Origin of the sequence: Pseudomonas protegens CHA0, assembly GCF_000397205.1 — a bacterium.
Lineage (GTDB): Bacteria > Pseudomonadota > Gammaproteobacteria > Pseudomonadales > Pseudomonadaceae > Aquipseudomonas > Aquipseudomonas protegens.
Window position 1 is genome coordinate 1,695,134 of record NC_021237.1, and the last position, 24,863, is coordinate 1,719,996.

28 protein-coding genes are annotated in these 24,863 nt (G+C 65.5%); 15 read left to right on the plus strand and 13 right to left on the minus strand.

Annotated features, from left to right (window positions below; genetic code table 11):
• Positions 1-174: 174 nt before the first annotated feature.
• The 7 genes from PFLCHA0_RS07585 (at position 175) to PFLCHA0_RS07615 (ending at position 6,993) form a co-directional block, all read left to right on the plus strand.
• Positions 175-891, plus strand: a complete 717-nt coding sequence (locus PFLCHA0_RS07585) for a GntR family transcriptional regulator (protein ID WP_011059818.1) — start codon at positions 175-177, stop codon at positions 889-891.
• Positions 888-1,676: an SDR family oxidoreductase gene (locus PFLCHA0_RS07590; RefSeq protein WP_011059819.1), complete on the plus strand. Its 789-nt coding sequence runs from the start codon at positions 888-890 to the stop codon at positions 1,674-1,676. The genes PFLCHA0_RS07585 and PFLCHA0_RS07590 overlap by 4 nt, the downstream gene beginning before the upstream one ends.
• 99 nt (positions 1,677-1,775) lie before the next feature.
• A complete protein-coding gene (locus PFLCHA0_RS07595) occupies positions 1,776-2,708 on the plus strand; it encodes a beta-keto acid cleavage family enzyme (RefSeq protein WP_011059820.1) in 933 nt (310 codons plus the stop codon).
• 72 nt (positions 2,709-2,780) lie between these two features.
• The gene (locus tag PFLCHA0_RS07600; protein ID WP_015634541.1) at positions 2,781-4,109 is read left to right on the plus strand and encodes an MFS transporter; all 1,329 of its coding nucleotides are present in this window, start codon (positions 2,781-2,783) and stop codon (positions 4,107-4,109) included.
• 99 nt (positions 4,110-4,208) lie between these two features.
• A complete protein-coding gene (locus PFLCHA0_RS07605; protein WP_011059822.1) occupies positions 4,209-5,129 on the plus strand; it encodes a LysR substrate-binding domain-containing protein in 921 nt (306 codons plus the stop codon).
• 228 nt (positions 5,130-5,357) lie between these two features.
• Positions 5,358-6,545 carry a low temperature requirement protein A gene (locus tag PFLCHA0_RS07610; RefSeq protein WP_015634542.1) on the plus strand — a complete coding sequence of 396 codons (1,188 nt, stop codon included), beginning with the start codon at positions 5,358-5,360 and terminating at the stop codon, positions 6,543-6,545.
• Between the two features lie 82 nt (positions 6,546-6,627).
• Positions 6,628-6,993 carry a 5-carboxymethyl-2-hydroxymuconate Delta-isomerase gene (locus PFLCHA0_RS07615; protein ID WP_011059824.1) on the plus strand — a complete coding sequence of 122 codons (366 nt, stop codon included), beginning with the start codon at positions 6,628-6,630 and terminating at the stop codon, positions 6,991-6,993.
• Positions 6,994-6,996: 3 nt separating this feature from the next.
• Here PFLCHA0_RS07615 and PFLCHA0_RS07620 read toward each other — a convergent pair whose 3' ends face one another.
• The 5 genes from PFLCHA0_RS07620 to PFLCHA0_RS07640 form a co-directional block, all read right to left on the minus strand.
• Positions 6,997-7,935, minus strand: coding sequence for a LysR family transcriptional regulator (locus PFLCHA0_RS07620; RefSeq protein ID WP_041752006.1), 939 nt, complete (start codon positions 7,933-7,935; stop codon positions 6,997-6,999).
• A 180-nt stretch (positions 7,936-8,115) separates the two neighbouring features.
• Complete coding sequence (locus PFLCHA0_RS07625) at positions 8,116-9,024, minus strand: DMT family transporter (protein ID WP_015634544.1); 909 nt, start codon at positions 9,022-9,024, stop codon at positions 8,116-8,118.
• A gap of 16 nt (positions 9,025-9,040) precedes the next feature.
• Entirely contained in the window at positions 9,041-10,225 is a 1,185-nt protein-coding gene (locus tag PFLCHA0_RS07630) for a cyanate transporter (RefSeq protein ID WP_015634545.1), read from the minus strand.
• A 208-nt stretch (positions 10,226-10,433) separates the two neighbouring features.
• Positions 10,434-10,904 carry a cyanase gene (cynS, locus tag PFLCHA0_RS07635; RefSeq protein WP_011059828.1) on the minus strand — a complete coding sequence of 157 codons (471 nt, stop codon included), beginning with the start codon at positions 10,902-10,904 and terminating at the stop codon, positions 10,434-10,436.
• Positions 10,905-10,940: 36 nt separating this feature from the next.
• Positions 10,941-11,600, minus strand: a complete 660-nt coding sequence (locus tag PFLCHA0_RS07640) for a carbonic anhydrase (protein WP_015634546.1) — start codon at positions 11,598-11,600, stop codon at positions 10,941-10,943.
• A gap of 109 nt (positions 11,601-11,709) precedes the next feature.
• On the opposite strand from PFLCHA0_RS07640, the gene cynR reads away from it, so the two are divergent.
• Positions 11,710-12,600 carry a transcriptional regulator CynR gene (gene cynR, locus PFLCHA0_RS07645; RefSeq protein WP_011059830.1) on the plus strand — a complete coding sequence of 297 codons (891 nt, stop codon included), beginning with the start codon at positions 11,710-11,712 and terminating at the stop codon, positions 12,598-12,600.
• Here the strand turns inward: cynR and PFLCHA0_RS07650 are convergent.
• Complete coding sequence (locus PFLCHA0_RS07650) at positions 12,573-13,361, minus strand: transporter substrate-binding domain-containing protein (protein ID WP_011059831.1); 789 nt, start codon at positions 13,359-13,361, stop codon at positions 12,573-12,575. The genes cynR and PFLCHA0_RS07650 overlap by 28 nt on opposite strands.
• A gap of 163 nt (positions 13,362-13,524) precedes the next feature.
• Between PFLCHA0_RS07650 and PFLCHA0_RS07655 the strand changes: the two genes are divergently transcribed.
• From PFLCHA0_RS07655 to PFLCHA0_RS07670, 4 genes are all read left to right on the plus strand, one after another.
• Complete coding sequence (locus PFLCHA0_RS07655; protein ID WP_011059832.1) at positions 13,525-14,187, plus strand: class I SAM-dependent methyltransferase; 663 nt, start codon at positions 13,525-13,527, stop codon at positions 14,185-14,187.
• Positions 14,188-14,309: 122 nt separating this feature from the next.
• Entirely contained in the window at positions 14,310-15,443 is a 1,134-nt protein-coding gene (gene rnd / locus PFLCHA0_RS07660) for a ribonuclease D (RefSeq protein ID WP_011059833.1), read from the plus strand.
• Complete coding sequence (locus tag PFLCHA0_RS07665) at positions 15,440-15,733, plus strand: YcgL domain-containing protein (RefSeq protein WP_011059834.1); 294 nt, start codon at positions 15,440-15,442, stop codon at positions 15,731-15,733. Before rnd ends, PFLCHA0_RS07665 begins: the two co-directional genes overlap by 4 nt.
• Before the next feature lie 120 nt (positions 15,734-15,853).
• A complete protein-coding gene (locus tag PFLCHA0_RS07670; protein WP_011059835.1) occupies positions 15,854-16,786 on the plus strand; it encodes a D-2-hydroxyacid dehydrogenase in 933 nt (310 codons plus the stop codon).
• 113 nt (positions 16,787-16,899) lie between these two features.
• Here PFLCHA0_RS07670 and PFLCHA0_RS07675 read toward each other — a convergent pair whose 3' ends face one another.
• On the minus strand, positions 16,900-17,493 hold the full coding sequence (locus PFLCHA0_RS07675) for a nitroreductase family protein (RefSeq protein WP_011059836.1): 594 nt from the start codon (positions 17,491-17,493) through the stop codon (positions 16,900-16,902).
• Between the two features lie 274 nt (positions 17,494-17,767).
• On the opposite strand from PFLCHA0_RS07675, the gene PFLCHA0_RS07680 reads away from it, so the two are divergent.
• Both PFLCHA0_RS07680 and PFLCHA0_RS07685 read left to right on the plus strand, forming a co-directional pair.
• Complete coding sequence (locus tag PFLCHA0_RS07680) at positions 17,768-18,217, plus strand: YcgN family cysteine cluster protein (RefSeq protein ID WP_015634549.1); 450 nt, start codon at positions 17,768-17,770, stop codon at positions 18,215-18,217.
• A 45-nt stretch (positions 18,218-18,262) separates the two neighbouring features.
• Positions 18,263-19,498, plus strand: coding sequence for a hypothetical protein (locus PFLCHA0_RS07685; protein ID WP_015634550.1), 1,236 nt, complete (start codon positions 18,263-18,265; stop codon positions 19,496-19,498).
• Between the two features lie 44 nt (positions 19,499-19,542).
• On the opposite strand, the gene PFLCHA0_RS07690 is transcribed toward PFLCHA0_RS07685, so the two are convergent.
• From PFLCHA0_RS07690 to PFLCHA0_RS07705, 4 genes are all read right to left on the minus strand, one after another.
• Positions 19,543-19,914, minus strand: a complete 372-nt coding sequence (locus PFLCHA0_RS07690; protein ID WP_011059839.1) for a YgaP family membrane protein — start codon at positions 19,912-19,914, stop codon at positions 19,543-19,545.
• Between the two features lie 82 nt (positions 19,915-19,996).
• Complete coding sequence (locus tag PFLCHA0_RS07695) at positions 19,997-20,464, minus strand: RNA methyltransferase (protein ID WP_011059840.1); 468 nt, start codon at positions 20,462-20,464, stop codon at positions 19,997-19,999.
• Between the two features lie 197 nt (positions 20,465-20,661).
• The gene (locus tag PFLCHA0_RS07700) at positions 20,662-21,039 is read right to left on the minus strand and encodes a YajD family HNH nuclease (RefSeq protein ID WP_011059841.1); all 378 of its coding nucleotides are present in this window, start codon (positions 21,037-21,039) and stop codon (positions 20,662-20,664) included.
• 49 nt (positions 21,040-21,088) lie between these two features.
• On the minus strand, positions 21,089-21,775 hold the full coding sequence (locus tag PFLCHA0_RS07705; protein WP_015634551.1) for a spermidine synthase: 687 nt from the start codon (positions 21,773-21,775) through the stop codon (positions 21,089-21,091).
• 75 nt (positions 21,776-21,850) lie between these two features.
• On the opposite strand from PFLCHA0_RS07705, the gene PFLCHA0_RS07710 reads away from it, so the two are divergent.
• A complete protein-coding gene (locus tag PFLCHA0_RS07710) occupies positions 21,851-22,162 on the plus strand; it encodes a hypothetical protein (protein ID WP_011059843.1) in 312 nt (103 codons plus the stop codon).
• 30 nt (positions 22,163-22,192) lie between these two features.
• On the opposite strand, the gene PFLCHA0_RS07715 is transcribed toward PFLCHA0_RS07710, so the two are convergent.
• Positions 22,193-22,666, minus strand: a complete 474-nt coding sequence (locus PFLCHA0_RS07715; protein ID WP_011059844.1) for a cyclic nucleotide-binding domain-containing protein — start codon at positions 22,664-22,666, stop codon at positions 22,193-22,195.
• A gap of 102 nt (positions 22,667-22,768) precedes the next feature.
• A complete protein-coding gene (locus PFLCHA0_RS07720; protein WP_015634552.1) occupies positions 22,769-24,823 on the minus strand; it encodes a S9 family peptidase in 2,055 nt (684 codons plus the stop codon).
• Positions 24,824-24,863: the final 40 nt, after the last annotated feature.

Here is a 24,863-nt window from a genome sequence, read left to right on the forward strand (position 1 = left end):
TCAATAAATTAGTGGGTCAATACGGAATGATGTTTCGCAGTGCGGAATAAAAAGATTCTTTTTACTTGATTTAAGCCCTTGATTGCTTCAGAGACGTGAGGATGAATATTTGACATATTTGATTTGTGATCACATATTGCTGCCCACAAGAATCACAACACAGGTGTCACCCCCATGTCCGAAGGTCCTATCCCCCTGCCTACCTTGCGTCAGGTTTCTCGCGATACCTTGCAGGAACAGGTGTATCGACAGATTCGCGAAGCCTTGATGAGTGGCCGATTCCAGCCCGGCCAGAAACTGACCATTCGTGGCCTGGCCGAAGCCCTGGGTTCCAGCCCGATGCCGGTGCGCGAAGCCCTGCAGCGCTTGAGTGCGGAAAATGCCTTCGAGGTCACGGAAACCTCCCGCCTGCGGGTACGCATGATGACGGTGGAGCGCCTGCGGGAAATCCGTGATGCACGGGTGGCCCTGGAGGGGCTGCTGGCGGAAAAGGCCGTGCAGCATCTGCACAAGGCCGATATGCAGGAGATCGCCGATCTCTGCCGGCAGATGCAGAAGGCCGCCGACGAGGTGGATGTCTCCCGCTACCTGTGGACCAACTTCGCTTTCCACCGGCGCATCTATGCGGTGGCCCGGGCCGAACTGACCATGGCCGCCGTGGAGAACTTCTGGCTGCACATGGGCCCCTGCTTCGCCCTGGTGGCGCCGGACAAGGCCCACCTGCAACGTTCCATGGAAGCCCACAACCGAATCGTCGAGGCCCTGGTCGCCGGCGATGGCCCGGCGGCGCGAGCAGCGGTCACCGACGACATCATGCAGGCGGCGGATTCCCTGGGCCGCCTGCTGGCCAAGAGCGACGGTGCAGCACAGCGTAAAGGAGGCCGGGCATGAGCATCCTTCAGCGTTTGCAGCCTTATCCGGGCTTGCGGGTGATGATTTCCGGTGGCGCGGCGGGCATCGGTGAAGTGCTGGCCGCTGCCTACCTTGAAGCCGGCGCCCAGGTGCATGTGTGCGATGTCAGCGAAGCGGCCCTGGCGGCCTTTCGCGATCGCTACCCCGAGGCCCTGGCAACCCGTACCGATGTCGCCGACCCGGCGCAGATCGAAGCCTTGTTCAAGCTTCAGGTGCAGCACTTCGGTGGCCTCGATGTGCTGGTCAACAACGCCGGCATTGCCGGGCCGACCGCGGGCATCGATGCCGTCAGCGATGCCGACTGGCAGCGCACCATCGATATCAACCTGACCGCGCAATACCGCTTCGCCCACCACGCGGTGCCCCTGCTCAAGGCCTCGGACAAGGCCCACCTGCTGCACATCGCCTCCGTGGCCGGGCGCCTGGGCTACGCCTGGCGCACGCCTTATGCCGCTACCAAATGGGCGATTGTCGGGTTGATGAAGTCTTTGGCGGCGGAGCTGGGTGCCAGCGATATCCGGGTCAACGCGCTGTTGCCGGGGATAGTCGAGGGGCCGCGGATGGAGGCGGTGATCCAGGCCCGGGCCGAACAGACCGGGGTACCGGTGGCGCAGATGCGCGAGCAGTACCTGGAGAAGATCTCCCTCAAGCGCATGGTCAGTGCCGAAGACGTGGCGGCCATGGCGCTGTTCCTCTGTTCGCCGGCGGCATGCAACGTCACTGGCCAGGCGATCAGCGTCGACGGCAACGTCGAATACCTCTAGCTCCCGCCGGCTGGCCGCGCCGGCGAGGACCGCCGGCGCTGAAACCTGTAGCGACACCCTGGGATTTTTTTCATCAAGAATAAAAGTCGGAGTACCGTCATGCCTGGAAAAACACCCGTCATCATCACTTGCGCCGTTACCGGTGCCATTCATACCCCGTCCATGTCGCCCCACCTGCCGGTCACGGCCGGGGAGATCGCCGCCGAGGCCATCGCCGCCGCGGAGGCCGGGGCGGCCATCGTCCACCTGCACGCCCGGGACCCGGAGGACGGCCGGCCGAGCCAGGACCCCGAGCTGTTCCGGCGCTTCCTGCCGCAGATCAAGGCCGCCTGCGACGTGGTGATCAACCTCACCACCGGCGGCGCGCCGACCATGGGTGTCGAGGAGCGCCTGCAACCGGTGCTGGAGTTCAAGCCGGAACTGGCCTCGCTGAACATGGGCTCGATGAACTTCGGCCTGTACGAAATGCTCAACCGCTTCACCGAGTTCAAGCACGACTGGGAGCGGCCGTACCTGGAGGAAAGCGACGACCGGATTTTCCGCAATACCTTCCGCGATATCGCCCATATCCTCAGCGCCTGTGCCGAGAACCGCACGCGCTTCGAGATCGAGTGCTACGACATCGGCCACCTCTACACCGCTGCGCATTTCCTGGAGCGCGGCCTGCTCAAGGCGCCGCTGTTCATCCAGTCGGTGTTCGGCCTGCGGGGCGGCATCGGCGGCCACCCCGAGGACCTGGCACACATGCGCCGCACCGCTGACCGGCTGTTCGGCGATGCCTATCACTGGTCGATCCTCGGCGCCGGGCGCAACCAGATTCCCCTGGCGACCATGGGCCTGGCCATGGGCAGCCATGCCCGGGTCGGCCTGGAGGACTCGCTGTGGGACGGCCCCGGCAAGCTGGCGGCGAGTAACGCCGACCAGGTACGACGCATCCGCAGCGTCATCGAGGCCCTGGGCGGCCGGGTGGCGACGGCGGACGAAGCCCGCACCCTGCTCGGGCTCAAGGGACGCGACCAGGTCGCGTTCTAAGCCCCGCAGGCCCGCTGCCGGCGCCTTCCGGGCGCTGGCGATCCCGCATAACAATTACAAAGGGATATGCCCATGAACACTGCAACCGCCGCGCCGCCCCGGGACCCGCAACAACTGACCCGGCTGATGTTCCTCAAGCTGATGCCGCTGCTGATCGCGGCCTATGTCCTGAGTTTTCTCGACCGCACCAATATCGCCCTGGCCAAGCATCAGCTGGATGTGGACCTGGGGATTTCCGCCGCGGCCTACGGGCTGGGGGCCGGACTGTTCTTCCTCACCTATGCGCTGTCCGAAGTGCCGAGCAACCTGATCATGCACAAGGTCGGCGCGCGCTTCTGGATCGCCCGGATCATGGTGACCTGGGGGCTGATCTCCGCCGCCATGGCTTTCGTCCAGGGCGAGACCTCCTTCTATGTGCTGCGCCTGCTGCTGGGGATCGCCGAGGCCGGGCTGTTTCCCGGGGTCATGCTGTACCTGACCTACTGGTTCGACCGCCAGCAGCGGGCCCGGGCCACCGGCTATTTCCTGCTGGGGGTGTGCCTGGCCAATATCATTGGCGGCCCGCTGGGCGCGGCGCTGATGAAGATGGACGGCCTTTTGGGCTGGCACGGCTGGCAGTGGATGTTCCTGCTCGAAGGCCTGCCGGCGGTGTTCTTCGCCTGGGTGGTATGGCGGCGCCTGCCGGACCGCCCGAGCCGTGCTCCCTGGCTGAGCGCCGAGGAAGCGGCGGCCATCGAACAGCGCCTGGCCCGGGAAGCCGACGAGGGCGCGGGGCAGGGCGGGCACTCGTTCCGGCAATGCTTCACGCCACAGATCCTGCTGGCGATCTTTGTCTACTTCTGCCATCAGATCACCATCTACACCGTGATCTTTTTCCTCCCCAGCATCATCGGCAAGTACGGCAACCTGAGCATCATGAGCGTTGGCCTTTTGACCTCGCTGCCCTGGATCGCCGCAGCCGTCGGGGCTATCGCCTTGCCCCGGCTGGCCAACAGCCCGCAACGCTCGCGGCGCCTGCTGGTCTGTGGCTTGCTGGTGATGGCGGCGGGGCTGTCGATCGCGGCGTTTTCCGGGCCGGTGTTCAGCCTGCTGGGGTTCTGCGTGGCGGCGCTGATGTTCTTCGTGGTGCAGTCGATCATCTTCCTGTACCCGGCTTCACGGCTCAAAGGCGCGGCGTTGGCGGGTGGCCTGGGCTTCGTCAATTCCTGCGGGCTGCTGGGCGGTTTTGTCGGCCCTTCGGTGATGGGCGCGATCGAGATGAGCACCGGCAATGCCATGAATGGCCTCAAGGTGATTGCCCTGGTGCTGCTGGTGGCGGCATTGGCGGCCCTGCGTTTGCGCCAGGGCCAGGAGGACCGCTGTGAGCAAAGGGCGAGCGGGCTGGCGAGAAACTCCGCCTGAGGTCTGCCCGGGGGCGGCGTCGCTTGGCAGATCTTGCCTGGACGCCAGCCCTCCGGCCTTTCTACACTGCTTCCCGTCTGGGGACCGGGGGCAACATCAATGAATCGCAATGAACTGCGCAAGGCCGATATCAACCTGATGGTGGTGTTCGAGGCGCTGATGCTCGAGCGCAATGTCACCCGGGTGGCGGAGAAGCTGTTCCTCGGCCAGCCCACCATCAGTTCCGCGCTCAACCGCCTGCGGGCGATGTTCAACGACCCGCTGTTCATTCGCGTCGGCCATCGCATGGAGCCCACGGCCCGTGCCGAGCAGATCATCCAGCACCTGTCGCCGGCCCTGGACGCACTGTCCTCGGCCCTGAGCCTGACCCACGATTTCGATCCCGCCAGCAGCACCATGACCTTTCGCATCGGCCTGTCCGACGACGTCGAGTTCGGCCTGCTGCCCCCCCTGCTGCGGGCCCTGCGCCAGGAAGCGCCGCAAGTGGTGGTCGTGGTGCAGCATGTGGACTACTGGCGGATTCCCGACCTGCTGGCGTCCGGCGATATCACCGTGGGCATCAGCCAGACCCGCGGCCTGCCGGCCAACGCCAAGCGCAAGCTGCTGCGGCATATCCAGCCCAGCGTGCTGCGGGCCGATGCCAGCGATACACCGCTGACCCTCGACGAGTACTGCGCGCGGCCCCATGTGCTGGTGTCCCACACCGCCAATGTCGCCGGCTTCGCCGATGAGTGGCTGGCGGAGATCGGCCGCACCCGCCAGGTCGTGTTGTCGGTGCCCCAGTACAGCTCGCTGCCGGCCCTGCTCGCCGGCACCAAGCTGATCGCCAGCCTGCCCGACTATGCCGCCGCCGCCATGGCCGCCTCGGGGCAGCTGTACTGTGAGCCGTTTCCGTTCAAGACCCCGACCCTGGACCTGTCCATGGTCTGGCTCAGCCATGTGGACACCGACCCCGCCGAACGCTGGCTGCGCTCGCGGCTGGAAGCCTTCATGAGCGAGCGGGCGCCCCTCGCGAGCTAATCGTGCCTTGCAGCCGCTGCCGCAGGCTGCGATGGACCGCGCAGCGGGCCCCAAACCTGCCCATGCGGTATGCCTGGCGGATCGGGTGGGGGCCTTGCCAGTCCTGCGGACCGGGTCGCAGCCTACGGCAGCGGCGCAGTGAACGGAGGCCGCCAGCTTGGCATAGGCACAGGCGGCTGCTTTGCTGTGTGGATCGTCTGTTGAAACATTGATCGGTGGAGTGTGCCCATGAGTCGTTCCCGTTCCCTGTTGCGTGGGCGTGGCAGCCACGACAGCGGCAAGGTTGGCATGGTCGAGCTGTTCTTCGACCTGGTGTTCGTGTTTGCCGTGACCCAACTGTCCCACTCCCTGCTGGCTCATCTGTCCCTGGGCGGAGCGCTGCAGGTGGCGTTGCTGATGGTGGCGGTGTGGTGGGTGTGGATCTTCACCTCGTGGATCACCAACTGGCTGGACCCGGAAGCCCTGCCGATCCGCCTCGGCCTGTTCGTGCTGATGGTGGCCGGGTTGCTGCTGTCCTCGTCGATTCCCCAGGCCTTCGGCGAGCGTGGGCTGCTGTTCGCCGGCGCCTATGTGTTCATGCAGGTGGGGCGCACCGCCTATTCGCTGTGGGCGGTGCGCGGCGAGCCGCTGAACATGACCCGCAACTTCCAGCGGATCCTCTTGTGGCTGATGTTCTCGGGCGTTTTCTGGATCACCGGTGGCCTGCTCGAAGGCCCGCAGCGCCTGGCGTGCTGGGGGCTGGCCCTGGCCATCGAGGTGCTGTCGCCGTCACTGTATTTCTGGGTGCCGGGGCTCGGCCGCTCGACCCTGGAGGACTGGAATGTCGAAGGCAACCACATGGCCGAGCGCTGCGCTCTGTTCGTGATCATCGCCCTGGGTGAATCCCTGCTGGTCACCGGCGCCACCTTCGCCGAGCTGGCCACCAGTGCCGAAGGGGTACTGGCTTTCGTGGTGGCGGTGCTGGGCAGCATTGCCATGTGGTGGGTGTATTTCGACAGCGGCGCCGAGCGTGCCCACCACCGCATCGCCCACTCCAGCGACCCGGGGCGCCAGGCGCGTATTGCCTACACCTACCTGCATGTGCTGATCGTCGCCGGGATCATCGTCAGTGCGGTGGCCGACGAACTGGTGCTGGTGCACCCGCAGCATGCCAGCCAGGCCGCGGTGCTGGTGATCGTCGGCGGGCCCTGGCTGTTCCTGCTCGGTTGCGCGCTGTTCAAGTGGGTGATGAACGAGCGGCCGTTGCCGCCGCTGTCGCACCTGGCCGGGCTCGCGGCCTTGCTGCTGTTGTTGCCCGCGGCCTGGAACCAGTGGTTTTCCGCCCTGGCGCTGGGCAGCCTGACCACCCTGGTGATGCTGCTGGTGGCGGCCTGGGAAACCCTGGCCCTGCGGGAAAGGGCGGCGTCCAGGCAATGAGGCTAACGGCTACTGCGGCGGCGTGGGGCGGGTTGTGTAGTATGGAGCGCCTTTTTACCCCTGACTGACCGGGAGCTTTGCCATGCCGCACCTGCATATGGAATACACCGCCAACCTGCCGCAACTGGACGTCGACAAGGCGCTGCTGCGACTCAATCATGGGCTGGTGGCGTCCGGGCAGTTCTCCGACGAGTTCGACATCAAGAGCCGTGCAGTCAAGGTCGAAGCGTTCCGGGTCGGCACCGGGATTGGCGAGCGCGGCTTTGTCCACGTCAAGCTGGCCTTGCTCAGCGGCCGTTCGCCAGAGGTCAAGAAGCAGTTGTCCGAGAGCCTGCTGGCGGTGTTGCAGGATCTGGCGCCATGGCCGGCGGATGTCCAGGTGCAACTGTGCGTGGAGATCGTCGATATCGACCGCGCGTCCTACAGCAAGGCCGCCGTCGGCCGCTGAGGATCAGGCCAGCCCCTGCTCGGCGCAGACCTTGACTATCTGTTCACGGAACCAGGTCTGCGCGCTGTCCTGATCGGTGTGCTGGCTCCACTGCATGTCCAGGCTGAATCCCGGCAGGCCGCTGGGGGCCTCGCAATGGTTGAACACTGCCTCGTTGGCCAGCAGTGCCTGGATGCGCCGGGGCAGGGTGAGGAGGAAGTCGGTGCCGGTGATCATCTTCAGCGCTGCGCTGTAGCTGTTGGAGCGGGCGACGATCTGCCGCTTGTGGGCCTGGCGCGCCAGCCAGCCGTCCACCATGTTGCTGTCCGACGTCCAGGGCGTGGGAAACACGTGCCGCCGCTCGATGAACGACTGCAGGCTGAAGCGCGGTTCCCTGGGCGGGGTCGCACGCTTGTCGAAGACACACACCAGGTCGTCCTCCAGCAGCATCTGCGACTTGAAGTCGGCGTGGCGGCGATGGAAGTCGGGCCCGAAACAGATCACCAGGTCGACGCTGCCATCGCGCAGGTCCTCGGCGGGAATATCACTTTCCAGCTTCTGCACGTTGACCGTCACCGGCAGGTCGGCGTAGTCGAAGCCCTTGAGCAGGCGCGGCAGGATCAACAGCTCGAAGTATTCCGGGGCACAGAGATTGAAGGTCACGGCCTGGCGGGTCGGGTCGAAGGCCGGCACACCGCTGTGGCACAGGTTGATGCTCTCCAGGATCCTCAGCACGTGGTTGTACATGCTGGTGGCCTTGTAGGTCGGGCGCATGCCGGTGCGGGTGTTGATGAACAGTTCGTCCTCGAAGCCGTTGCGCAGTTTCTTCAGGCAGTAGCTGACGGTCGACTGGCTGACGCAGAGGGTTTCCGAAACCCCGGTGACACTGCTTTGCTCGTACACCGCGATAAAGACCATGAGGTCCTGCATGTCGAGTTTTCTGAGCACATTGCTGATGAGCATCCGTTCCATCCCGCTGAGCACCTGGCGCCGGTGGCGCGCAAACCGGATCGATGCTAGCGGAACGATCGTCCTAATTAAATGCCCGGGGCGGGGATTCGCGGACAGCATCGGGACATAAATGTCCGATAACACGACCTGCGCAGTTTCGCGCACTGCAATGGTGCTTGTCCCGGGTAGATTTCAGGCCGCCGCGGCTGTCGGGCGGCTGCCGCGCACCAGGCCGAGCATGCCCAGGGCCACCAGCAGGGCGCCGAGCATTTCTGTCAACTGTGGCCCCTGGCCCAGCCACAACCAGTGGAACAGCGTGAGGAACAGGGTGCTCAGGTAGATGTAGGAAATCACCGTGGACGGGGCGATGACGCCGATGGCCCGATGCAGCAGCCAGAAGGTTGCCAGGGTGGCGAACAGCGCCAGGTACAGCAGCCACAGCAGGTCGTTGCCGCGCAGTAGCGCGGCACTGCGCCAGCCGCCACTGGCCAGGCTGGCGACAAACAGGAACAGCGATCCGAACAGCATGTTCCAGAAGGTCATGGCCGCCGGGCTGCGCCCTTGCAGGCTGCCGGCCTTGAAGCGCTGGCTCAGCGGCGAGTAGGCGGCCATGGCCAGGCAGCCCAGGGCGTAGATACCCATGGCGTACAGCGACGGCAATTGCCCTGGCGCGCCGCCCTTGAGGATCAGCAGCAGCGCCCCGGCCCCCGCCACCAGCATCGGCAGCAGGCGGCGCCGCAGGCCGCTGCCAGGCAGCAGCCAGGCTTCGAACACCAGGGTCAGGAGCGGCACCAGGGTGAACAGGGTCCCGGTGTTGACCGCCGAGGTATAGCGCAGGGCTTCGAACAGCGAACCGAAATACAGCGCCAGCAGCAGGCCCAGCAGCCCATGGGCGCGCAAGCCGGCCAGGGTCATGGGCGCCGAACCCTTGAGCCACAACAGAGGCACGAACATCAGCGCCGAGAACAACAGGCGCAGGGCAGTCAGCAGCACCGGGTCGATGGCCTGGCTGACCTCGGCGGCGGCAAAGAACGAAGCGGCAATCAGCACCGCCCACAGCAGCATGCCAAGGTTGGCCTGGGTGAAGTTCGCCGGGTTCATGATGGCCTCCCCCGGCTCAGCGGATGTGCTGGCGGTAATGTTTCGGATCGAAGCGCAGCACCATGAGGATCATCACCAGCATCACCGCGGCCAGTGACCACCAGGCCCATTCAAAGCTGCCCAGCTGGTCGCGGATCATGCCCGCCAGCAACGGCGACAGCCCGGCAATCAGGTAGCCGATGCCCTGCACGAAAGCGGTCAGGCCACCGGCGCGGCGCGGGTCGCTGAGGTGGTCCAGGGAGACGATCAGGCTCATGGGAAACAGCCCGCCAATTCCCAGGCCCAGCAGGCACGGCCACAGCAGGCTGAGGTGTTTGGGGCTGAGGATCAGGCCGCAGAAGCCGGCGATGATCAGTACCAGCAGGGCCACCAGCACCAGGCGCCGGTCCTGGCTGCGGTTGGCGATGGCCGGGGTGACCAGCCCGGAAATCACTTCCATGGCGGTGAGAAAGCCCAGTAACAGGCCCGCGTTCTGCTCGCTCCAGCCGTTCTCCACGTAGTAGGGCGCCAGCCATGCCAGCACGCAGGTGTAGGAAGCGGTGCCGAGGCCGAAGAACACCGCCAGCAGCCAGGCCCGGCGATTACCGGCAAAGGACTCCCGTGCTCCACCTTTGCCCGGCAGCCTGGGCAGGGCCGCGCGCTGGGCGTACCAGAACACCAGGGCCAGCAGCGCCAGGGCGGCCCAGATCGCCAGGGCCAGGCGCCAACTGCCACTGTGGTTCATCACCAGGGGGGAGAAGGACGCGGCCAGTGCTGCACCGCCCATGATCGAGGTGACGTACAGGCCCATGAACAACGAGACATTGTCGGCAAAGCGCGACTTGATCAGCGCCGGCAGCAGTGCCTGGATCAGGGCGATGCCGATGCCGGCCAGCACCGCGCTGAGAATCAGCTCGGCCGCCGAGTCCATGAACAGCCGCGAGACCGTGGCCAGGCCGATGACCAGTAGCGACAGGACCACGGTGCGGTGCTCGCCCAGGCGCTGGCTGATGCCCATGCCGAAGAACATCGCCAGGCCCATGGCCATGACCGGCAGCATGGTCAGCAGGGAAGCCAGGCTGAAGCTCAAGGGGATATCGCCGCGAATGCCCGACAGCAGCGGGCCGACGGCGGCCATCGACGGACGCAGATTGAGCGCCACCAGAATCACACTGACCATCAGCCAGAGTGCGGGGCGGGAAGTTGCACGAACGTTTTCCATGGTCGGACCTTCAACAAACAAGGACCCGATTAGGCGGCTCGGTCTGGAGTGGGGGCAAATCAGAAAGTCCGCGGTGTTATTTAAAAACTAAATAACACCGCGGACCTGTAGCCGCTGCCGCAGGCTGCGATCCGGGCCGCAGGGCCGCAAACCGGACGATACGCACGCCCGGCAGGCACCTACCGCTGGAGCAACCTGCAACCCGGGGTCAGAACGGCTTGGTCGGCAGGTACTTGCCGTCCAGGGTGATCACTGCGCGGGAACCGCCTTCCGGATCTTCGACCTTTTTGATGTCCAGCTTGAAGTTGATGGCGCTGATGATGCCGTCGCCGAACTGCTCGTGGACCAGGGCCTTGAGGGTCGAACCGTAGACTTGGAGCATTTCATAGAAGCGATACACGGTCGGGTCGGTGGGGATGCCGCCGGCGATGCTGCCGCGCAGGGGAATGCTCTGCAGCAGGCGGCTGGCGTCCTGGTCCAGGCCCAGCTTGTCGCACACCAGGTCGGCGGCGGTGGCCGGCAGGGCGTGCTGGCCCAGCAGGGCGGCGGTGACGAAAGCCAGGCTCAGCCCGGTGCCGTCGGTGAGGTCCTGCCACGACAGGTTCTTGCGCGCCTTGGCGTCGATGATGGTGTCGGCCAGGGCCAGGCGTGGAGCTTGGGCGAATTGGGATTGCAGCATGGGGTGACTCCTCTTGAGTGACGAAACGGGGGCTGCTCAGGCAGCGCTGGAAGCTTGGCTGGCCAGGGCACAGGTGTGCGGGTACTCGGCCAGGGAGACGAAACGCTGGGTGTTGCCGTCGAGGGTGACGATGGCGCCGCTCTCGATGTCATAGACCCAGCCATGCAGGTTGAGCCGGCCCTGTTCCAGGGCCAGGGCCACCGAAGGATGGGTCTTGAGGTTGGCCAGTTGGGCGATCACGTTGTCGCGCACCAGGGCGTCCAGGTGCTCGGCGGGCGAGGCGTGCTGGCGGGCGGCATTGATCACCTTGGCCGACTCGGCATGGCGCAGCCAGTTGGCCACGGCGGGCAGGTGGTCGAGGCACTTGCAGGTGGAAATGGCGGTCATCGCGCCGCAGTCGGAGTGGCCGCAGATGACGATGTCGCTCACCCCCAGCACTGCCACCGCGTATTCCACGGTGGCCGATACGCCGCCCGGCTCGGGGCCATAGCTGGGCACGATGTTGCCGGCGTTGCGGATCACGAACAGGTCGCCGGGCTCTTGCTGGGTCAGCAGTTCGGGCACCACCCGGCTGTCGGAGCAGGTGACGAACAGGGTGCCGGGGTTCTGGGTGCTGGCCAGTTGCTTGAACAGTTCACTGCGTTGGGGAAAGGCTTCGCGCTGGAACTTGAGGAAGCCGTCGATGATGTTCTGCATGGGGTTCTCCTTGCGTCGCTGATGGGGCAAGGATGGAAGTTTTCAGCTATAGCGTCCAAGACCGGCTTATTATGCTTTCCATAAGTACAGCCTATAGTTGGAATTCCCCATGCTGTTGCGTCACATCCGTTACCTGCTGGCCGTGGCCGAGCATTGCAACTTCACCCGGGCTGCCGAGGCGCTGCATGTGTCCCAGCCGACCCTGTCGCAACAGATCAAGCAGTTGGAGGAGGGCCTGGGGGCGCCGCTGTTCGACCGTTCCGGGCGCAGCGTGCGCCTCACCGATGCCGGCCAGGCCTATGTCGCCTATGCCCGCCGCGCCCTGCAGGACCTGGAGGCGGCCAGGCGGGCGATCCACGATGTGCAGGACCTGAGCCGCGGCTCGCTGCGCCTGGCACTGACCCCGACCTTTACCGCCTACCTGGCCGGGCCCTTGCTCAGCCGCTTTTACCGGCAGCACCCGGGAATCGGCCTGAGCATCGAGGAAATGACCCAGGACCGCCTGGAGGCGGCCCTGGCCGAAGACCGCCTGGACCTGGGTATCGCCTTCGCCGGCGAGCACCTGGCGGAGATCGAGAGTCAGGCGCTGTTCATCGAGACCCTGAGCCTGATGGTCGGCCCGCAGTATCCGCAGCCCGAGCGCCTGCCCTTGAGTGCCGAGGCCCTGGGCCGCCAGCCCCTGGTGCTGCTCAGCGCCGACTTCGCCACCCGCCGGCACATCGACCTGTATTGCCGGCAGCAGGGCATTGCCCCGCCGATCGCCGCCGAGGCCAATTCGGTCAGTGCGATTGTCGAGATGGTCCGGCGCGGGCAACTGGCGACCATCCTGCCCAGCTCCATTGCCCGGGAGCAGCCGGGGCTGCGCACCCTGGCCTTGCAGTCACCACCGGCGCCGCGCAGCGTGGTGCTGCTGGGGCGCAAGGGCGCCTATCGCAGCGCCGCCTGCCAGGCTTTCCGGCAGCTGCTGCTGGATCAGGACGAGGGCGCGGCCAGCCACTGATTGACCACCCGGTCGTAGGCGCCGGTGGCCTTGCTCAGGTGCAGCCATTGGTCGACGTAGCTTTTCCAGGCCACATCGTCCCGGGGCAGGAGAAAGGCCTTCTCGCTGTATTGCAGATAGCGCTCGGGGTTGACTGCGCACAGCCCCGGCTTGTGCCGTTGCTGGAAGCGCGCCTCCGAGGCGTCGGTGATCATCACGTCGGCGCGGTGGGTCAGCAACTGATCGAAGATCGTCACGTTGTCGGCGAACAGGGTCAGGCTGGCCTTGGGCAGGTGGGCCCGGGCGAAGATTTCGTTGGTGCCGCCCGGTGGCTCGATCAGGCGCACCTCGGGCTGGTTGATCTGTTCCAGGGTCTGGTAGCGCTTGAGATCCTGGCAGCGCACCAGGGGGATCTTGCCGTCGATGCCCAGGGGCTGGCTGAAGAAGGCTTTTTTCTGCCGCTCCAGTGACACCGAAATACCGCCGACGGCGATGTCGCACTGTTGGCTCTGGAAGTCCGCCATCAGGCCTTTCCAGGTGGTGTTGACCCACTTCACCCGCACCCCGAGGCTCTCGGCCAGGGATTCGGCCAGGCTGATGTCGATGCCTTCGTAGTGGCCGTCGTCGCGCAGGTAGCTGTAGGGCTTGTAGTCGCCGGTGGTGCAGACCGTCAGGTGGCCGCGCTCGATCACCTGGTCCAGGTGCGAGGAGGGCTCCTGGGCGAAGCTCAGGGCTGGGGCGCTGAGGCCCAGCAGGGTACACAACAGCAGGCGCGGGAGCATGGAATCGTTCCTTGAGGGGCAGGGGGGCGGAGCATTATTGGCGCCAGCCGCCGGCCAGGCAAGGCAAGTACCGGTGCCGGAAGGCGATGCGGGCTTTCGACCTTTTTTTCACGAATGGCACGTTAACCTGTGGCCCCTGGATTCCAAAAAGAGTTCGCCGTTCATGTCGTCCCATCCCCCACCGTCCATCGAACTGGAGTTCGCTCGGCGCTACGACCAGGAGCACGCGCGCGTCTGCCGCGAGCCCCGGCCAGCCGGGATCGGCGCACGCCTGGCCGTCTGGCGCACGGCGCGCCTGGTACGTCACGCCCTGAAGGAAGCCGGCGAGCCGGGGCTGATCCTGGATGTGGCCTGTGGCGCCGGGCGCTACTGGCCGGTGCTGGGCGAGCACGGCAACCGGGTGATTCTGGCGGCGGACCCTTCCCAGGACATGTTGAACCATGCCCAGACCCACCACCCGGCCAGCCTGCTGAAGCGGGTCAAGACCTTTCACAGCTCGGCGTTCAATATCGGCCTGTCGGCCAATGCGGTGGACTGCATCATCTGCATGCAACTCTTTGCCCACGTGACCCGGGGCGAGGATCGCCTGGCCCTGCTGCGCGAGTTCTACCGGGTCAGCCGGGACACGGTGATCCTGGCCACGCGGATCGAACCGCTGTTGCAGATCGCCCGACCCGCTTCTGCCAGCTCCGGCATGCTGCCGCTGGCCAGCAAGGTGCAGCTGGAAGCGGAGTTCCGCGAAGCCGGTTTTGAAGTGCTCGACCATCGGGACCTGCTGCCCGGTTGGGCGCCTTCGCGGGTCTATGTGCTGAGAAAACAGGGTTAGCCCAGAGTCTCGGACTATTCTTGCCCTCCGGCAGATGGTTTCTCACTTGCTCTTGTCGGGTGAATGCTCGGAAATCGCCGGAGGCGATATATACTGCGCGCCATTCTTCAAGGGAGAGCCGTGTGGCCATCGATATACATTGGATTCGCGACAACGATAGCCTCGGTCAGCTTTGCGCCCAGTGGCAGCAGTTGCCATTCGTCGCCCTCGACACCGAATTCATGCGGGTCGACACTTTCTATCCCATTGCCGCCCTGTTGCAGATTGGCGATGGGCAGCGCGCCTACCTGATTGACCCTTTGACCATCGACAACTGGCAGCCACTGGCGGCCCTGCTGGAGAATCCGGCAGTGGTCAAGGTGGTGCACGCCTGCAGCGAGGACCTTGAAGTCCTGCTGCGCCTGACTGGCAGCCTGCCGGCGCCGTTGTTCGACACGCAACTGGCGGCCGCCTACCTGAACCTGGGTTTCTCCATGGGCTATTCGCGCCTGGTGCAGGAAGTCCTGGGCATCGACCTGCCCAAGGGCGAGACCCGTTCCGACTGGCTGCAGCGCCCGCTGTCGGAAACCCAGGTCAGCTACGCCGCCGAAGACGCCGTGCACCTGGCCCAGGTGTTCACCGAACTGCGGCCCAGGTTGTCCGAGGACAAGTACCGCTGGGTGCTGGAAGACGGCGCCGAGCTGGTGGCCAACCTGCGCCGCGAAGTGGACCCCTACGAGGTCTACCGCGAAGCCAAGCTGGCCTGGAAACTGTCCCGCGCCCAGCTGGCGGTCTTGCGTGAACTGTGTGCCTGGCGCGAGCGCGAGGCCCGTGCCCGCAACCTGCCGCGCAACCGTATCGTGCGCGAGCATGCCCTGTGGCCCTTGGCCAAGACCCAGCCGGACAACCTGTCGGCGCTGGCCAAGATCGAAGACATGCACCCGCGTACCGTGCGCCAGGACGGCGAGTTCCTCCTCGACCTGATCAAGCGCACCGCCAGCGTCGGCCCGGATCAATGGCCGCCGGCCGTGCCCGAACCCCTGCCGATCGAAGCCGCGGCCCTGCTCAAGCGCCTCAAGGCCGTGGGCCAGGCCCAGGCCGAGCGCCTGGGGATCGCCCCGGAAGTGATGCTGCGCAAGAAAACCCTGGAGAGCCTGCTCAAGAGCGGCTTCCCCAACGGGCCTTACCAATTGCCTGATTCGTTGCGTGGCTGGCGCCGCGAATTGATGGGCCAGGCGCTGCTGGACAGCCTGGCCACCGCCGGAGAACAGCCTTGAAACGTATCTGCTCCATCTACAAAAGCCCGCGCAAGAACGAGATGTACCTCTACGTGCTCAAAAGCGAGGCTCTGGAACGCGTGCCGGAAAACCTGCTACTGGCCTTCGGCAAGCCGCAACATGCCTTCGACCTGGTGCTGAGCCCGGAGCGCAAGCTGTCCCGCGAGGACATCCACCAGGTGCTGGAAAACCTCGACAAGCAGGGCTACCACCTGCAGATGCCACCGGCAGAAGACGAGTACATCGAGCACTTGCCCGAAGAGCTGCTGCGTCGCAATGATCCGGTCTGACCTGTAGGCGCCCGGTCCCGGGCCTCCTTGTAAGTGCAACTGACTGACCTGGCAGCCGCCTTGATCGATGGAGCGATTCTCCGTCGGCGGCTGCCTGCACCGTTTTTTAAGGTTTGAGCCATGCGCGTTCTGATTGCCGAACACGATCACGCTGTTTATGCCCGCCTGTTGCGTCAGGCGGCCCCGGAGCTGGAAGTGCTGACCAGTGGCGACTCCGCCGAGCTGGCACGGTTGGCGGCGGATTGTCCGGTCTGGCTGGGGCAGCCGGACCTGCTGGCCACCCTGCTGCGCCAGGGGCACCAGCCCCAGTGGCTGCAATCCACCTGGGCCGGCATTACCCCGCTGCTGGCCGACGGCCTGCCGCGGCACTACCGCCTGACCCGGGCCGTGGGCATCTTCGGCCAGGTGATGGCCGAGTACGTGCTGACCTACATCCTGGGCCATGAGCGCGAGGTGCTGGCGCGCCTGGTGAGCCAGGTCGAGCGCAAGTGGGACAACCGCCTGGGCCAGAGCCTGGTGGGGCGCAAGGTGCTGATCGTCGGCACCGGCGACATCGGCCAGAGCGTGGCGCAGTTCCTCCTGCCGTTTGGCGTGAAGCTGTACGGCATCGCCAGCCAGCCCCGGGAGCAGGCGCCCTTTATCGAAGTGGCCGGCCTGCAAGACCTGGGGCGCCTGGTGGGGGAGGTGGACTACGTGGTCAACCTGCTGCCCAACACCCCGAGCACTCACGACCTGTACGACGCGGCGCTGTTCAAGCAGTTCAAGCCCACGGGGTTGTTCATCAATGTTGGCCGGGGCGTGGCGGTGGTCGATGCGGACCTGGTGCAGGCCCTCAAGGATGGGCATCTGGCGGGGGCGGTGATCGATGTCTGCCGCCAGGAGCCCTTGCCGCAACGGCATCCGTTCTGGACCGCCTGGGGCTTGCTGCTGACGGGCCACAGTTCGGCGCCGACCTCGCCGGAATTGATGGTGCAGTTGTTCGTCGACAACCTGCGGGCTTATCAGGCTGGGCAGGCCCTGCGCGGCGAAGTGGATTTCGCCCGGGGCTATTGAAACGGACCTGATCGCAGGAGCGAGCTTGCTCGCGAAAGCCGCGCTTGCCAGGCAAGCGCGGCGCCCTTCAGGGCTTCGCGAGCAAGCTCGCTCCTACAGAGGCGATCGCGGCTTTAGAGGCTGAAATCGCCTTCGGCCACGGTTTCGCTCAGGGGGCGACGCGGGCTTGGCTCTTCCCGGGCCTGGAGGTAGTCGGCCAGGGTCGACTTGTCTCCCAGCTTGCCCACGGCCACGGCGGCGTGCACGGCATAGCCTTCGGGGATCTTCAGTTCCTTGCGGGTCAGTTCCTGGTCGAAACCGGCCATGCCGTGGGTGTGCCAGCCACTGAGGCTGGCTTGCAGGGCCAGGTGGCCCCAGGCCGAACCGGTGTCGAAGGTGTGCCACAGGGCCGGGGTTTCCTCGCTGGCGCCGGGCACGGTGAAGGTGGTCTTGGAAATCACGATCACCAGGGCCGAAGCGTGTTGCGCCCAGCCACGGTTGAATTCGTTGAGCAGGCCGAGGAAGCGTTCCCAGTTCGGCGTGTCGCGGCGGGCATAGAGGAAGCGCCAGGGCTGCGAGTTGTAGGCCGAAGGCGCCCAGCGTGCGGCTTCGAAGAAGCTCAGCAGGGTTTCTTCGGGGATGCTTTCGCCGGTGAAGGCCCGGGGCGACCAGCGCTGGGTGAACTGCGGGTGGATGGCGTAGTCGGCAACGCGAGTGTTGGCGCTCATGGAAAAACTCCTGGCAGCATGTGAGATGAGTGGAATAAACCGGCAAGCGCAGATGAGCTGAGCGAAGGGGTATTCCTGACCCCGTGCGGTTTGCCGGGTGCAACGCGGTCAAGCGTTAATGGCACACGGACGCGGGTCGGTCCGAGGGGCAAAGCTACTGTGCCCATGGCCCGCTGACAAGTCCCGGCCTACCGACAGTCGCCAGCGCTTGGCCCGCCGGTTCTTCGGCACTAGACTGGCGGCCTTTTCACCCTCGGATATTGATGCTTGAGCCATGGCCGCCAAAGTCGAACCTTTCTGGATACGCAAAACCCTCGAACAACTCGACCAGGACGAATGGGAGTCGTTGTGCGATGGCTGCGGTCTGTGCTGCCTGCAAAAGCTTGAAGACGAGGACGACAACAGCGTCTATTACACGCGCATCGCCTGCAAGCTTTTGGACCTCAAGACCTGCCAGTGCAGCGATTACCCCAACCGCCGCGACTCGGTGCCCGACTGCATCCAGCTGACCCCGGGCAAGGCCGACGAATTCAAGTGGCTGCCCCCCACCTGCGGCTACCGCCTGGTGAGCGAGGGCAAGGACCTGCCCCTGTGGCACCACCTGGTGTGCGGCGACCGCGATGCGGTGCACCACGAACGTATTTCCCAGTCCGGCCGCATGCTCGCCGAAGGCAGCGTGGCGGAAGAGGATTGGGAGGATCATCTGATTTTCCGCGCAGGCTGAGGGTTCGCCGCGCCGGCTTCAAGGTTTCAATAGCAAGGAGAGGGTATGAGGGTGGGGGCGAAGCTGGCGCTGGCCGCTGCGATGCTGGCATTGAGCGCATCGGCGTTTGCGGCGAAGAAGGTCGATCTGGATTATCACGTGCGCTTCCTGCCCCAGAGCGATCAGGCCGAAGTGCGCCTGACCCTGGCCGACGGCGCGGCGCTGCGCAGCCTGGATTTCGATCTGGGCTCGACCGGCGACTACAGCGACTTCAAGGCCGACGGCCAATGGCAGGCCGCCCCCGCCGGTGCCGGCGGTCAGCGTGGGGTCTGGCGTCCGGCCAGCGGCAAGGCCAGCCTGAGCTACCGGGTACGCCTGAACCACAGCATCAAGAAGGGCAGCTATGACAGCCGCAGTACTGCCAACTGGGCCCTGCTGCGCGGCGAAACCCTGGTGCCGCCGGCGCACCTGGACCAGCAGGACGGCATCGAGCTGGTGGCGCGCCTGGATTTCGAACTGCCCGCCGGCTGGAAGAGCATCGAGACCGCCTGGCCGCGGATCGGCAAGCACCGTTTTCGCATCGACAACCCCTCGCGGCTGTTCGACCGTCCCGCCGGCTGGATGCTCGCCGGCACCCTGGGCAGCCGCCGCACGCGCCTGGGGGAAACCGACGTCAGCGTGGTCTCGCCACTGGGCCAGGGCATGCGGCGCATGGATGTGCTGACCCTGCTGACCTTTGTCTGGCCGCAGGTGCAGGCGGTGTTTCCCCGCCAGCCGAGCAAGCTGTTGATCGTCGGCGCGGCCGATCCGATGTGGCGCGGCAGCCTGGCCGGGCGCGATTCACTGTTCCTGCACAGCCGCCTGCCGCTGGTCAGCGAGAGCGGCGCCAGCCCCTTGCTGCGGGAGCTGGTGCAATCTCTGGCACGGATCAACGACAGCCAGCGCAGCGACTGGATCAGTGAAGGGCTGGCGCAGTACTACGCCATCGAGCTGCTGCGCCGTGCCGGTGGCATCAGCGATGAACGTTACCAGGTGCTGGGGAAGCGCCTGGCCCGGGACGGCCACAAGGTCACCAGCCTGCGCGGCGAACAGGTGGACAGCGCCACAGTGGCCAAGGCGGTGTTGCTATTGCAGGAGCTGGATCGGGAGATTCGCCTCAAGACCCGCAACAAGCGCTCCCTGGACGATGTCCTGCAAGCGGCGATGCGCCTGGAAAGCGTCAGCACCGCCGAATTCATCCAGCTCAGTGAAAGCGTGCTGGGCGAGCCCTCCAGGGTCCTCGACACCAGCCTGCTGCGCTGACCCGGCGCGGCTGGGGCCCAGGCGTCCATGAGGACGCCCCGGCCTCAGGCCTTGGGCACCTTCACTTCATCATTGCTGGCGGCCTTGGCGTTGCGGCCGGCGGCTTCGGCATCGGCTTTCAGGTTGCGCAGCTCTTCTGCAGCGCGTTCGATCTTGTTGCGCACGTTGTTCATGTCCTGGCGGCTTTTCTCCAGCAGGCTTTTCGCCGAGCTGTGCCCGGTGATGCCCCGGGCCAGGGCCACGCCGCCGATGGCTACCTGGATCAGGCCGAATACGCCGCCACGGCGCAGGCCCTTGCCCATCATCACCACGCCGCCGGCCAGCGAGCCGATGCGCTCCCAGCCCTGGACATTCTGGGTGGGCTGGCTCTGGAACGGGGTCGACTCGATGGTTTGCAGCTGTTTGCGCTCGCTCATGATCTGTCTCCAAGGGCGGTAAGGGATACAAGGCTGACTGCACGAAGGCGTCACAGGTTCCCGGGCAATGACCGGCGTGTGCTCAGAACTTGGGACCGGAGCGGGTGTTGTTGCCCTTGGCCAGGCGATCGTAGAGCACCACGTTGACTGTCGCTGCCAGGTTCATGCAACCGGTGGTGGGGATGTAGACCACGTCCTCGCACCAGTCGCGGATTTCCTTGTCGAGGGAGCCGTCTTCCGGGCCGAAGATGTACAGGGCGCGATCCGGGTGGGTGTATTCGGGCAGTGGGCGGGCACCCTCGACCAGTTCCACGGCCACCGGTATGCAGCCCAGGGGGAGGATTTTCTTCAGGTCGTCGATGCCGATCAGCGGAATGTCCTGGTGGACCTTCTTGGTGTCGGTGACGAAGTCGCGGGCCCGCTCATAGCGCTTGCCGGTGTAGAACACCGAGGCGACGCCATAGCAGCCGGCGGCGCGCATCACCGAACCGACGTTCTCCGGTGACTTGGGGTTATACAAACCGATGCAACTGTACCTTTTGTTTGCCACGAACAAAGCGCCTTGGGGGAAAAGAGCGCGATTATACGGGGATTGCCCACGGCTCGGTGGCTTGTTGTGGCGAGGGAGCTTGCTCCCGACGCCGGCCAATGCGGTATAGCAGGCCGGCCGGGGACACAGGGTTTACGGCTGCCTTGCCGCCGAACGGGAGCACGCTCGCTCGCCACAATATGCCCGGCGGCTGGTGCTTACTCCGGGTCTTTCTTCATCAACCCGGCCAGGGCGGCGAACGGGTTGTGGGTCGCCTTGGCGACTTTCGGGGTGCTCAGGGAGCCTTCGCCGAAGTACTGCTGGTCGGTGTAGCGCGAGTGCTCGTTATCGTGGCAGTACAGGCACAAGAGTTCCCAGTTGGAACCGTCCTGGGGGTTGTTGTCGTGGTTGTGATCGCGGTGGTGCACGGTCAACTCGCTCAGGCGCTTGCCGGAGAACTCCCGGGCGCAGCGGCCGCAGACATGGGGGTACATTTTCAGCGCCTTGTCGCGGTAGCCCATTTCCCGGTCGCGCTGGGCGTCGGCAAGGATACGGTCCAGCTTGGCGGTGTTGGACGGGGGAGTGGACGAACTCATGGGTTCACCTTTGTAGAAGGACTAATGACGGTAATGGACAAAGTTTAGCTCAGGCCTTGAGCTTCTCGGCAATCCAGATGGTGTGCCGGGTGCCGCGATTGCCATGGGCGAAGACCTGTACTTCCTCGGCCTTGAAGCCGGCCTTGCGCAGGCGCTCGGAGAACTGCCGGTCGGCGCTGGCCGACCACACCGCAAGAATGCCCTTGGGCCGCAGGGCCCGGGCGCAGGCGGCCAGGCCGGCGCTGGAGTAGAGCCAGCTGTTGGCTTTCTGGGTCAGGCCTTCGGGGCCGTTGTCGACGTCGAGCATGATCGCGTCGAAGCCCTGGGGCTCGGCCTGCAGGACCTTGGCCACGTCTTCCAGGCGGATCACCGTGCGCGGGTCCAGCAGCGGCCGGCCGGACTTTTCGCCGAGCGGGCCACGGTTCCATTCCACCACCCCGGGCACCAGCTCGGCGACCACCACCTCGGCGCTCTTGCCCAGGTGCTTGAGAGCCGCGGCCAGGGTGAAGCCCATGCCCAGGCCGCCGATCAGCACCCGTGAGTTCGGGCGCCCGGCGACCTTGCTGCAAGGGATCTGCGCCAGGGCGTCCTCGGAACCGTGCATGCGTGTGTTCATCAACTGGCCGCCGTCGCCGCCCTGGATCTTGATGACGAAATCCTCACCGTATTCGAACAGGCACAAGGCACCGCCGTTTTCAGGAATCGCAGTAGTGTCCAGCAGTACGAAACGTTTCATGGAGATCTCATTGAGGAAGGCAAAACGCCCCGGTTGGGAGTAGCCTGACGCCAGACAATAGCAATGGAGCCATTGATGAAGCGCACTATTCTAACGGTGATTGCCCAAGCGGCGCTCGCCCTCACCGCTGCCCTGGCGCTTGGTGCCGGCCCGGCTTTGGCCGACGAGCCGCAAAGTGCCCCGGTGGTGACCCCGGCGCCGACCCTCGGCACCCCGGGTACCGCGACCCCTACGCCTTATCCGCAAGTCACCCCGCCCAGCACGCCGAAAGCCGGCAGCAGTGGCAGCGCGCCCCTGCTGCCGCCGATCGACATGCCCAAGCCGCCCAAGGACCAGACCCTGCCAGGGCTGGAGCAGAACGACAGCAAACCCAAGGTTCAGGGTTGATGGATGTAGCGGGCGAGGGTACCCCGGGGCTCAGATCTGCTGCGCGAGCAACTGGCCGTCGGCCATGCGCAGCCGCTTTGACAGCGACACGGCCAGGGCGCGGATGATCTTGGCGGCGATCTTTGGCGCATCGTTGAGCATCTTCTCCAGGGAGTCCTTGCCCAGGTTGAGCAACTGGCAATGGCTGGCGGCCACGCAGGTAGCCGAACGTCGCTCGCCATCGAGCACCGCCATTTCGCCAAAGGCCCGGCCGCTGCGCAGGGTCGCGATGGTCAGGGGCTGGCCGTCGTGGTTGCGCTTTTGCACAGCTACCTGGCCGCTGTGGATGATGCACATGAAGCTGCCGGCATCGCCCTCATGAAAGATCGCTTCGCCCTCGGCGATGCTGCTGATGCTGAAGTAGCCGGCCGCAGCGTTGAAGTCGGCGGGCAACAACTGGTCGAACAGGCCGCAGTCCATCAGCCAGTCGCGGATCTCGTTGTTCAGTAAGGTGGGTTCGGACATGGGGTCACGGTCTTTTTCTTGTGTCTGTTACACGGGCGCGGGCCCGGTCCGGCGGTTGCCGGTGGCGTTCTGGGTTAAGACAGGAACGCCGCCGGGAGTTCCTCAGGCCAGGCCCAGAATGTTCAGGATAAAGGCGTATTCGAGGGCTACGTCACGTAATCCCTGGTAACGCCCGCTCATGCCGCCATGGCCGGCCCCCAGTTCGGTCTTGAGCAGCAGCGGGTTGCCGTCGGTCTTGGTGGCCCGCAACCTGGCCACCCATTTGGCCGCTTCCCAGTACTGCACGCGGCTGTCGTTGTAGCCAGCGATCACCAGGAGCGCAGGGTAGGCCTGGGCGCGCACGTTCTCGTAGGGCGCGTAGGCCTTGATCCGTGCGTAGACCTCGGGTTCTTCGGGATTGCCCCATTCGTCATATTCGGTGACGGTCAGCGGCAGCTCCGGGTCGAGCATGGTGTTGAGCACATCGACGAAGGGCACTTCGGCGATAGCGACCTTGAACAGCTCGGGGCGCTGGTTGAGTACCGCGCCGATCAGCAGGCCGCCGGCGCTGCCGCCGCTGATGGCCAACTGCTGGGCGCTGGTCAGGCCCTGGGCGACCAGGTGTTCGGCGCAGGCGATGAAATCGCTGAAGGTGTTCTGCTTGTGTTCCTGCTTGCCGGCGCGGTACCAGGCCTCACCCAGCTCGCCGCCGCCACGCACGTGGGCAATGGCAAAGGCCACGCCGCGATCGAGCAGGCTCAGGCGGGCGTGGGAGAACCAGGGGTCGAGGCTTTCGCCGTAGGCACCGTAGCCGTAGAGGTACAGCGGCGTCGGCTGGCCCAGGCAGTCGCGCTTGACCACCAGGCTGATGGGCACTTGGGTGCCGTCGGCGGCGGTGGCCCAGAGGCGCTGGCTGACGTAGGCATCGGGGTCGAACGGGCCCAGTACTGGGGTTTCCTTCAGCACCTGCTGCTGGCCGTCGGCCAGTTGCAACTGGCGCACCTGGGCCGGGCGGTTCAGGGCCTCGTAGCGCAGGCGGATGCGCTCGCTGGAAAACTCCAGGCTGTTCTGCACGTGCAGGCTGTAGGCCGCATCCGGCAGTTGCACGCGGTATACCGGCAGGTCCCGGGGGTGCACTTCGATGATCGGCAGGCCGCCTTCGCGCAGGCTCAGGGTCATGGCGCCGGCGTTGAGGGTCACGCCGTCGAGCATCACTTCGGGGTTGTGCGGCACCAGCAGTTGCCAGTCGTCCTGCTCGGGGATCGCGCCGTTGTCTTCTGCCTGGTAGAGGGCGAAGTTGATGCCGTCGCGGTTGCTGCGGATGAACCAGGTCCATTGGCCGTCCAGCAGGCCGTGGTCGACATCGTATTCATGGCCTTCGACCCGCGGCGCCAGGCAAGTGAACGGCAGCTGGGGCTGCGTGGCGTCCAGGGCCCAGGTCTCGCCGGTGGTCTTGCTGCCCAGGGACAGCAGCAGTTGGCGTTCGGAGCTGGAACGGTAGCAATGCAGGAAGAAGCGTCCGTCCGGCTCGTGGAACACTTCCTCGGCGGCGGTGCCATCCAGCCGGTAGCGCAACAGCTTGTGCGGGCGGTGGGTATCGTCCAGCTCGCCGAAGAACAGGGTCAGGCTGTCGTTGGCCCAGGTCATGCTGCCGTCGCAGTTGTCGAAGGACAGCTCGCTGACTTTGTCGCTGGCCAGCTCCTTGACGAACAGGGTGTAGATTTCCTCCCCAGTGGTGTCGAGGCTGTAGGCCAGGCGCTGGTGGTCGGGGCTGATGCTGAAGGCCCCGAGGGAGAAGAAGCCGCCATTGGCCAGGGCGTTGGGGTCCAGCAGCAGTTGCTCGCGGCTTTCGTCCACCGTCAGGCTGTCGTCCGCCGGGCGCGGGCAGCGGTAGTGGCGGGCGTATTCGTCGCCGGCGGTGGTGCGGGTGTAGTACAGGTACGGGCCCCAGGGCGAGGGCAGGGACAGGTCGGTTTCGAGGATCCGCCCCTTGATCTCCTGGAACAGCGTTTCACGCAGGGGCCCCTGATGCGCCAACTGGGCGTCCAGGTAGCTGTTTTCAGCCTTCAGGTAATCGAGCACCGCGTCGGTGTCGCGTTCCTGCAGCCAGGCATACGGGTCAGCGCCTTCGGCCTTGTGGGCAATCGGGGCGCTGCTGTCGTTGGCGGTTAAGGGCATGGGTGGCTCTCGGGCGATGACAAATGAGGGCTGGGCAGAC

Coding starts and splice junctions, on each gene's coding strand:
- PFLCHA0_RS07590 (WP_011059819.1), top strand. CDS start 888: ATGAGCATCCTTCAGCGTTTGCAGCCTTATCCGGGCTTGCGGGTGATG.
- PFLCHA0_RS07615 (WP_011059824.1), top strand. CDS start 6,628: ATGCCGCACCTGCATATGGAATACACCGCCAACCTGCCGCAACTGGAC.
- PFLCHA0_RS07620 (WP_041752006.1), bottom strand. CDS start 7,935: ATGCTCATCAGCAATGTGCTCAGAAAACTCGACATGCAGGACCTCATG.
- cynR (WP_011059830.1), top strand. CDS start 11,710: ATGCTGTTGCGTCACATCCGTTACCTGCTGGCCGTGGCCGAGCATTGC.
- PFLCHA0_RS07605 (WP_011059822.1), top strand. CDS start 4,209: ATGAATCGCAATGAACTGCGCAAGGCCGATATCAACCTGATGGTGGTG.
- PFLCHA0_RS07715 (WP_011059844.1), bottom strand. CDS start 22,666: ATGTCCGAACCCACCTTACTGAACAACGAGATCCGCGACTGGCTGATG.
- PFLCHA0_RS07625 (WP_015634544.1), bottom strand. CDS start 9,024: ATGAACCCGGCGAACTTCACCCAGGCCAACCTTGGCATGCTGCTGTGG.
- PFLCHA0_RS07585 (WP_011059818.1), top strand. CDS start 175: ATGTCCGAAGGTCCTATCCCCCTGCCTACCTTGCGTCAGGTTTCTCGC.
- cynS (WP_011059828.1), bottom strand. CDS start 10,904: ATGCTGCAATCCCAATTCGCCCAAGCTCCACGCCTGGCCCTGGCCGAC.
- PFLCHA0_RS07720 (WP_015634552.1), bottom strand. CDS start 24,823: ATGCCCTTAACCGCCAACGACAGCAGCGCCCCGATTGCCCACAAGGCC.
- PFLCHA0_RS07690 (WP_011059839.1), bottom strand. CDS start 19,914: ATGAGCGAGCGCAAACAGCTGCAAACCATCGAGTCGACCCCGTTCCAG.
- PFLCHA0_RS07670 (WP_011059835.1), top strand. CDS start 15,854: ATGCGCGTTCTGATTGCCGAACACGATCACGCTGTTTATGCCCGCCTG.
- PFLCHA0_RS07685 (WP_015634550.1), top strand. CDS start 18,263: ATGAGGGTGGGGGCGAAGCTGGCGCTGGCCGCTGCGATGCTGGCATTG.
- PFLCHA0_RS07655 (WP_011059832.1), top strand. CDS start 13,525: ATGTCGTCCCATCCCCCACCGTCCATCGAACTGGAGTTCGCTCGGCGC.
- PFLCHA0_RS07650 (WP_011059831.1), bottom strand. CDS start 13,361: ATGCTCCCGCGCCTGCTGTTGTGTACCCTGCTGGGCCTCAGCGCCCCA.
- PFLCHA0_RS07640 (WP_015634546.1), bottom strand. CDS start 11,600: ATGCAGAACATCATCGACGGCTTCCTCAAGTTCCAGCGCGAAGCCTTT.
- PFLCHA0_RS07600 (WP_015634541.1), top strand. CDS start 2,781: ATGAACACTGCAACCGCCGCGCCGCCCCGGGACCCGCAACAACTGACC.
- PFLCHA0_RS07680 (WP_015634549.1), top strand. CDS start 17,768: ATGGCCGCCAAAGTCGAACCTTTCTGGATACGCAAAACCCTCGAACAA.
- PFLCHA0_RS07705 (WP_015634551.1), bottom strand. CDS start 21,775: ATGAAACGTTTCGTACTGCTGGACACTACTGCGATTCCTGAAAACGGC.
- PFLCHA0_RS07595 (WP_011059820.1), top strand. CDS start 1,776: ATGCCTGGAAAAACACCCGTCATCATCACTTGCGCCGTTACCGGTGCC.
- PFLCHA0_RS07710 (WP_011059843.1), top strand. CDS start 21,851: ATGAAGCGCACTATTCTAACGGTGATTGCCCAAGCGGCGCTCGCCCTC.
- PFLCHA0_RS07610 (WP_015634542.1), top strand. CDS start 5,358: ATGAGTCGTTCCCGTTCCCTGTTGCGTGGGCGTGGCAGCCACGACAGC.
- PFLCHA0_RS07675 (WP_011059836.1), bottom strand. CDS start 17,493: ATGAGCGCCAACACTCGCGTTGCCGACTACGCCATCCACCCGCAGTTC.
- PFLCHA0_RS07630 (WP_015634545.1), bottom strand. CDS start 10,225: ATGGAAAACGTTCGTGCAACTTCCCGCCCCGCACTCTGGCTGATGGTC.
- PFLCHA0_RS07700 (WP_011059841.1), bottom strand. CDS start 21,039: ATGAGTTCGTCCACTCCCCCGTCCAACACCGCCAAGCTGGACCGTATC.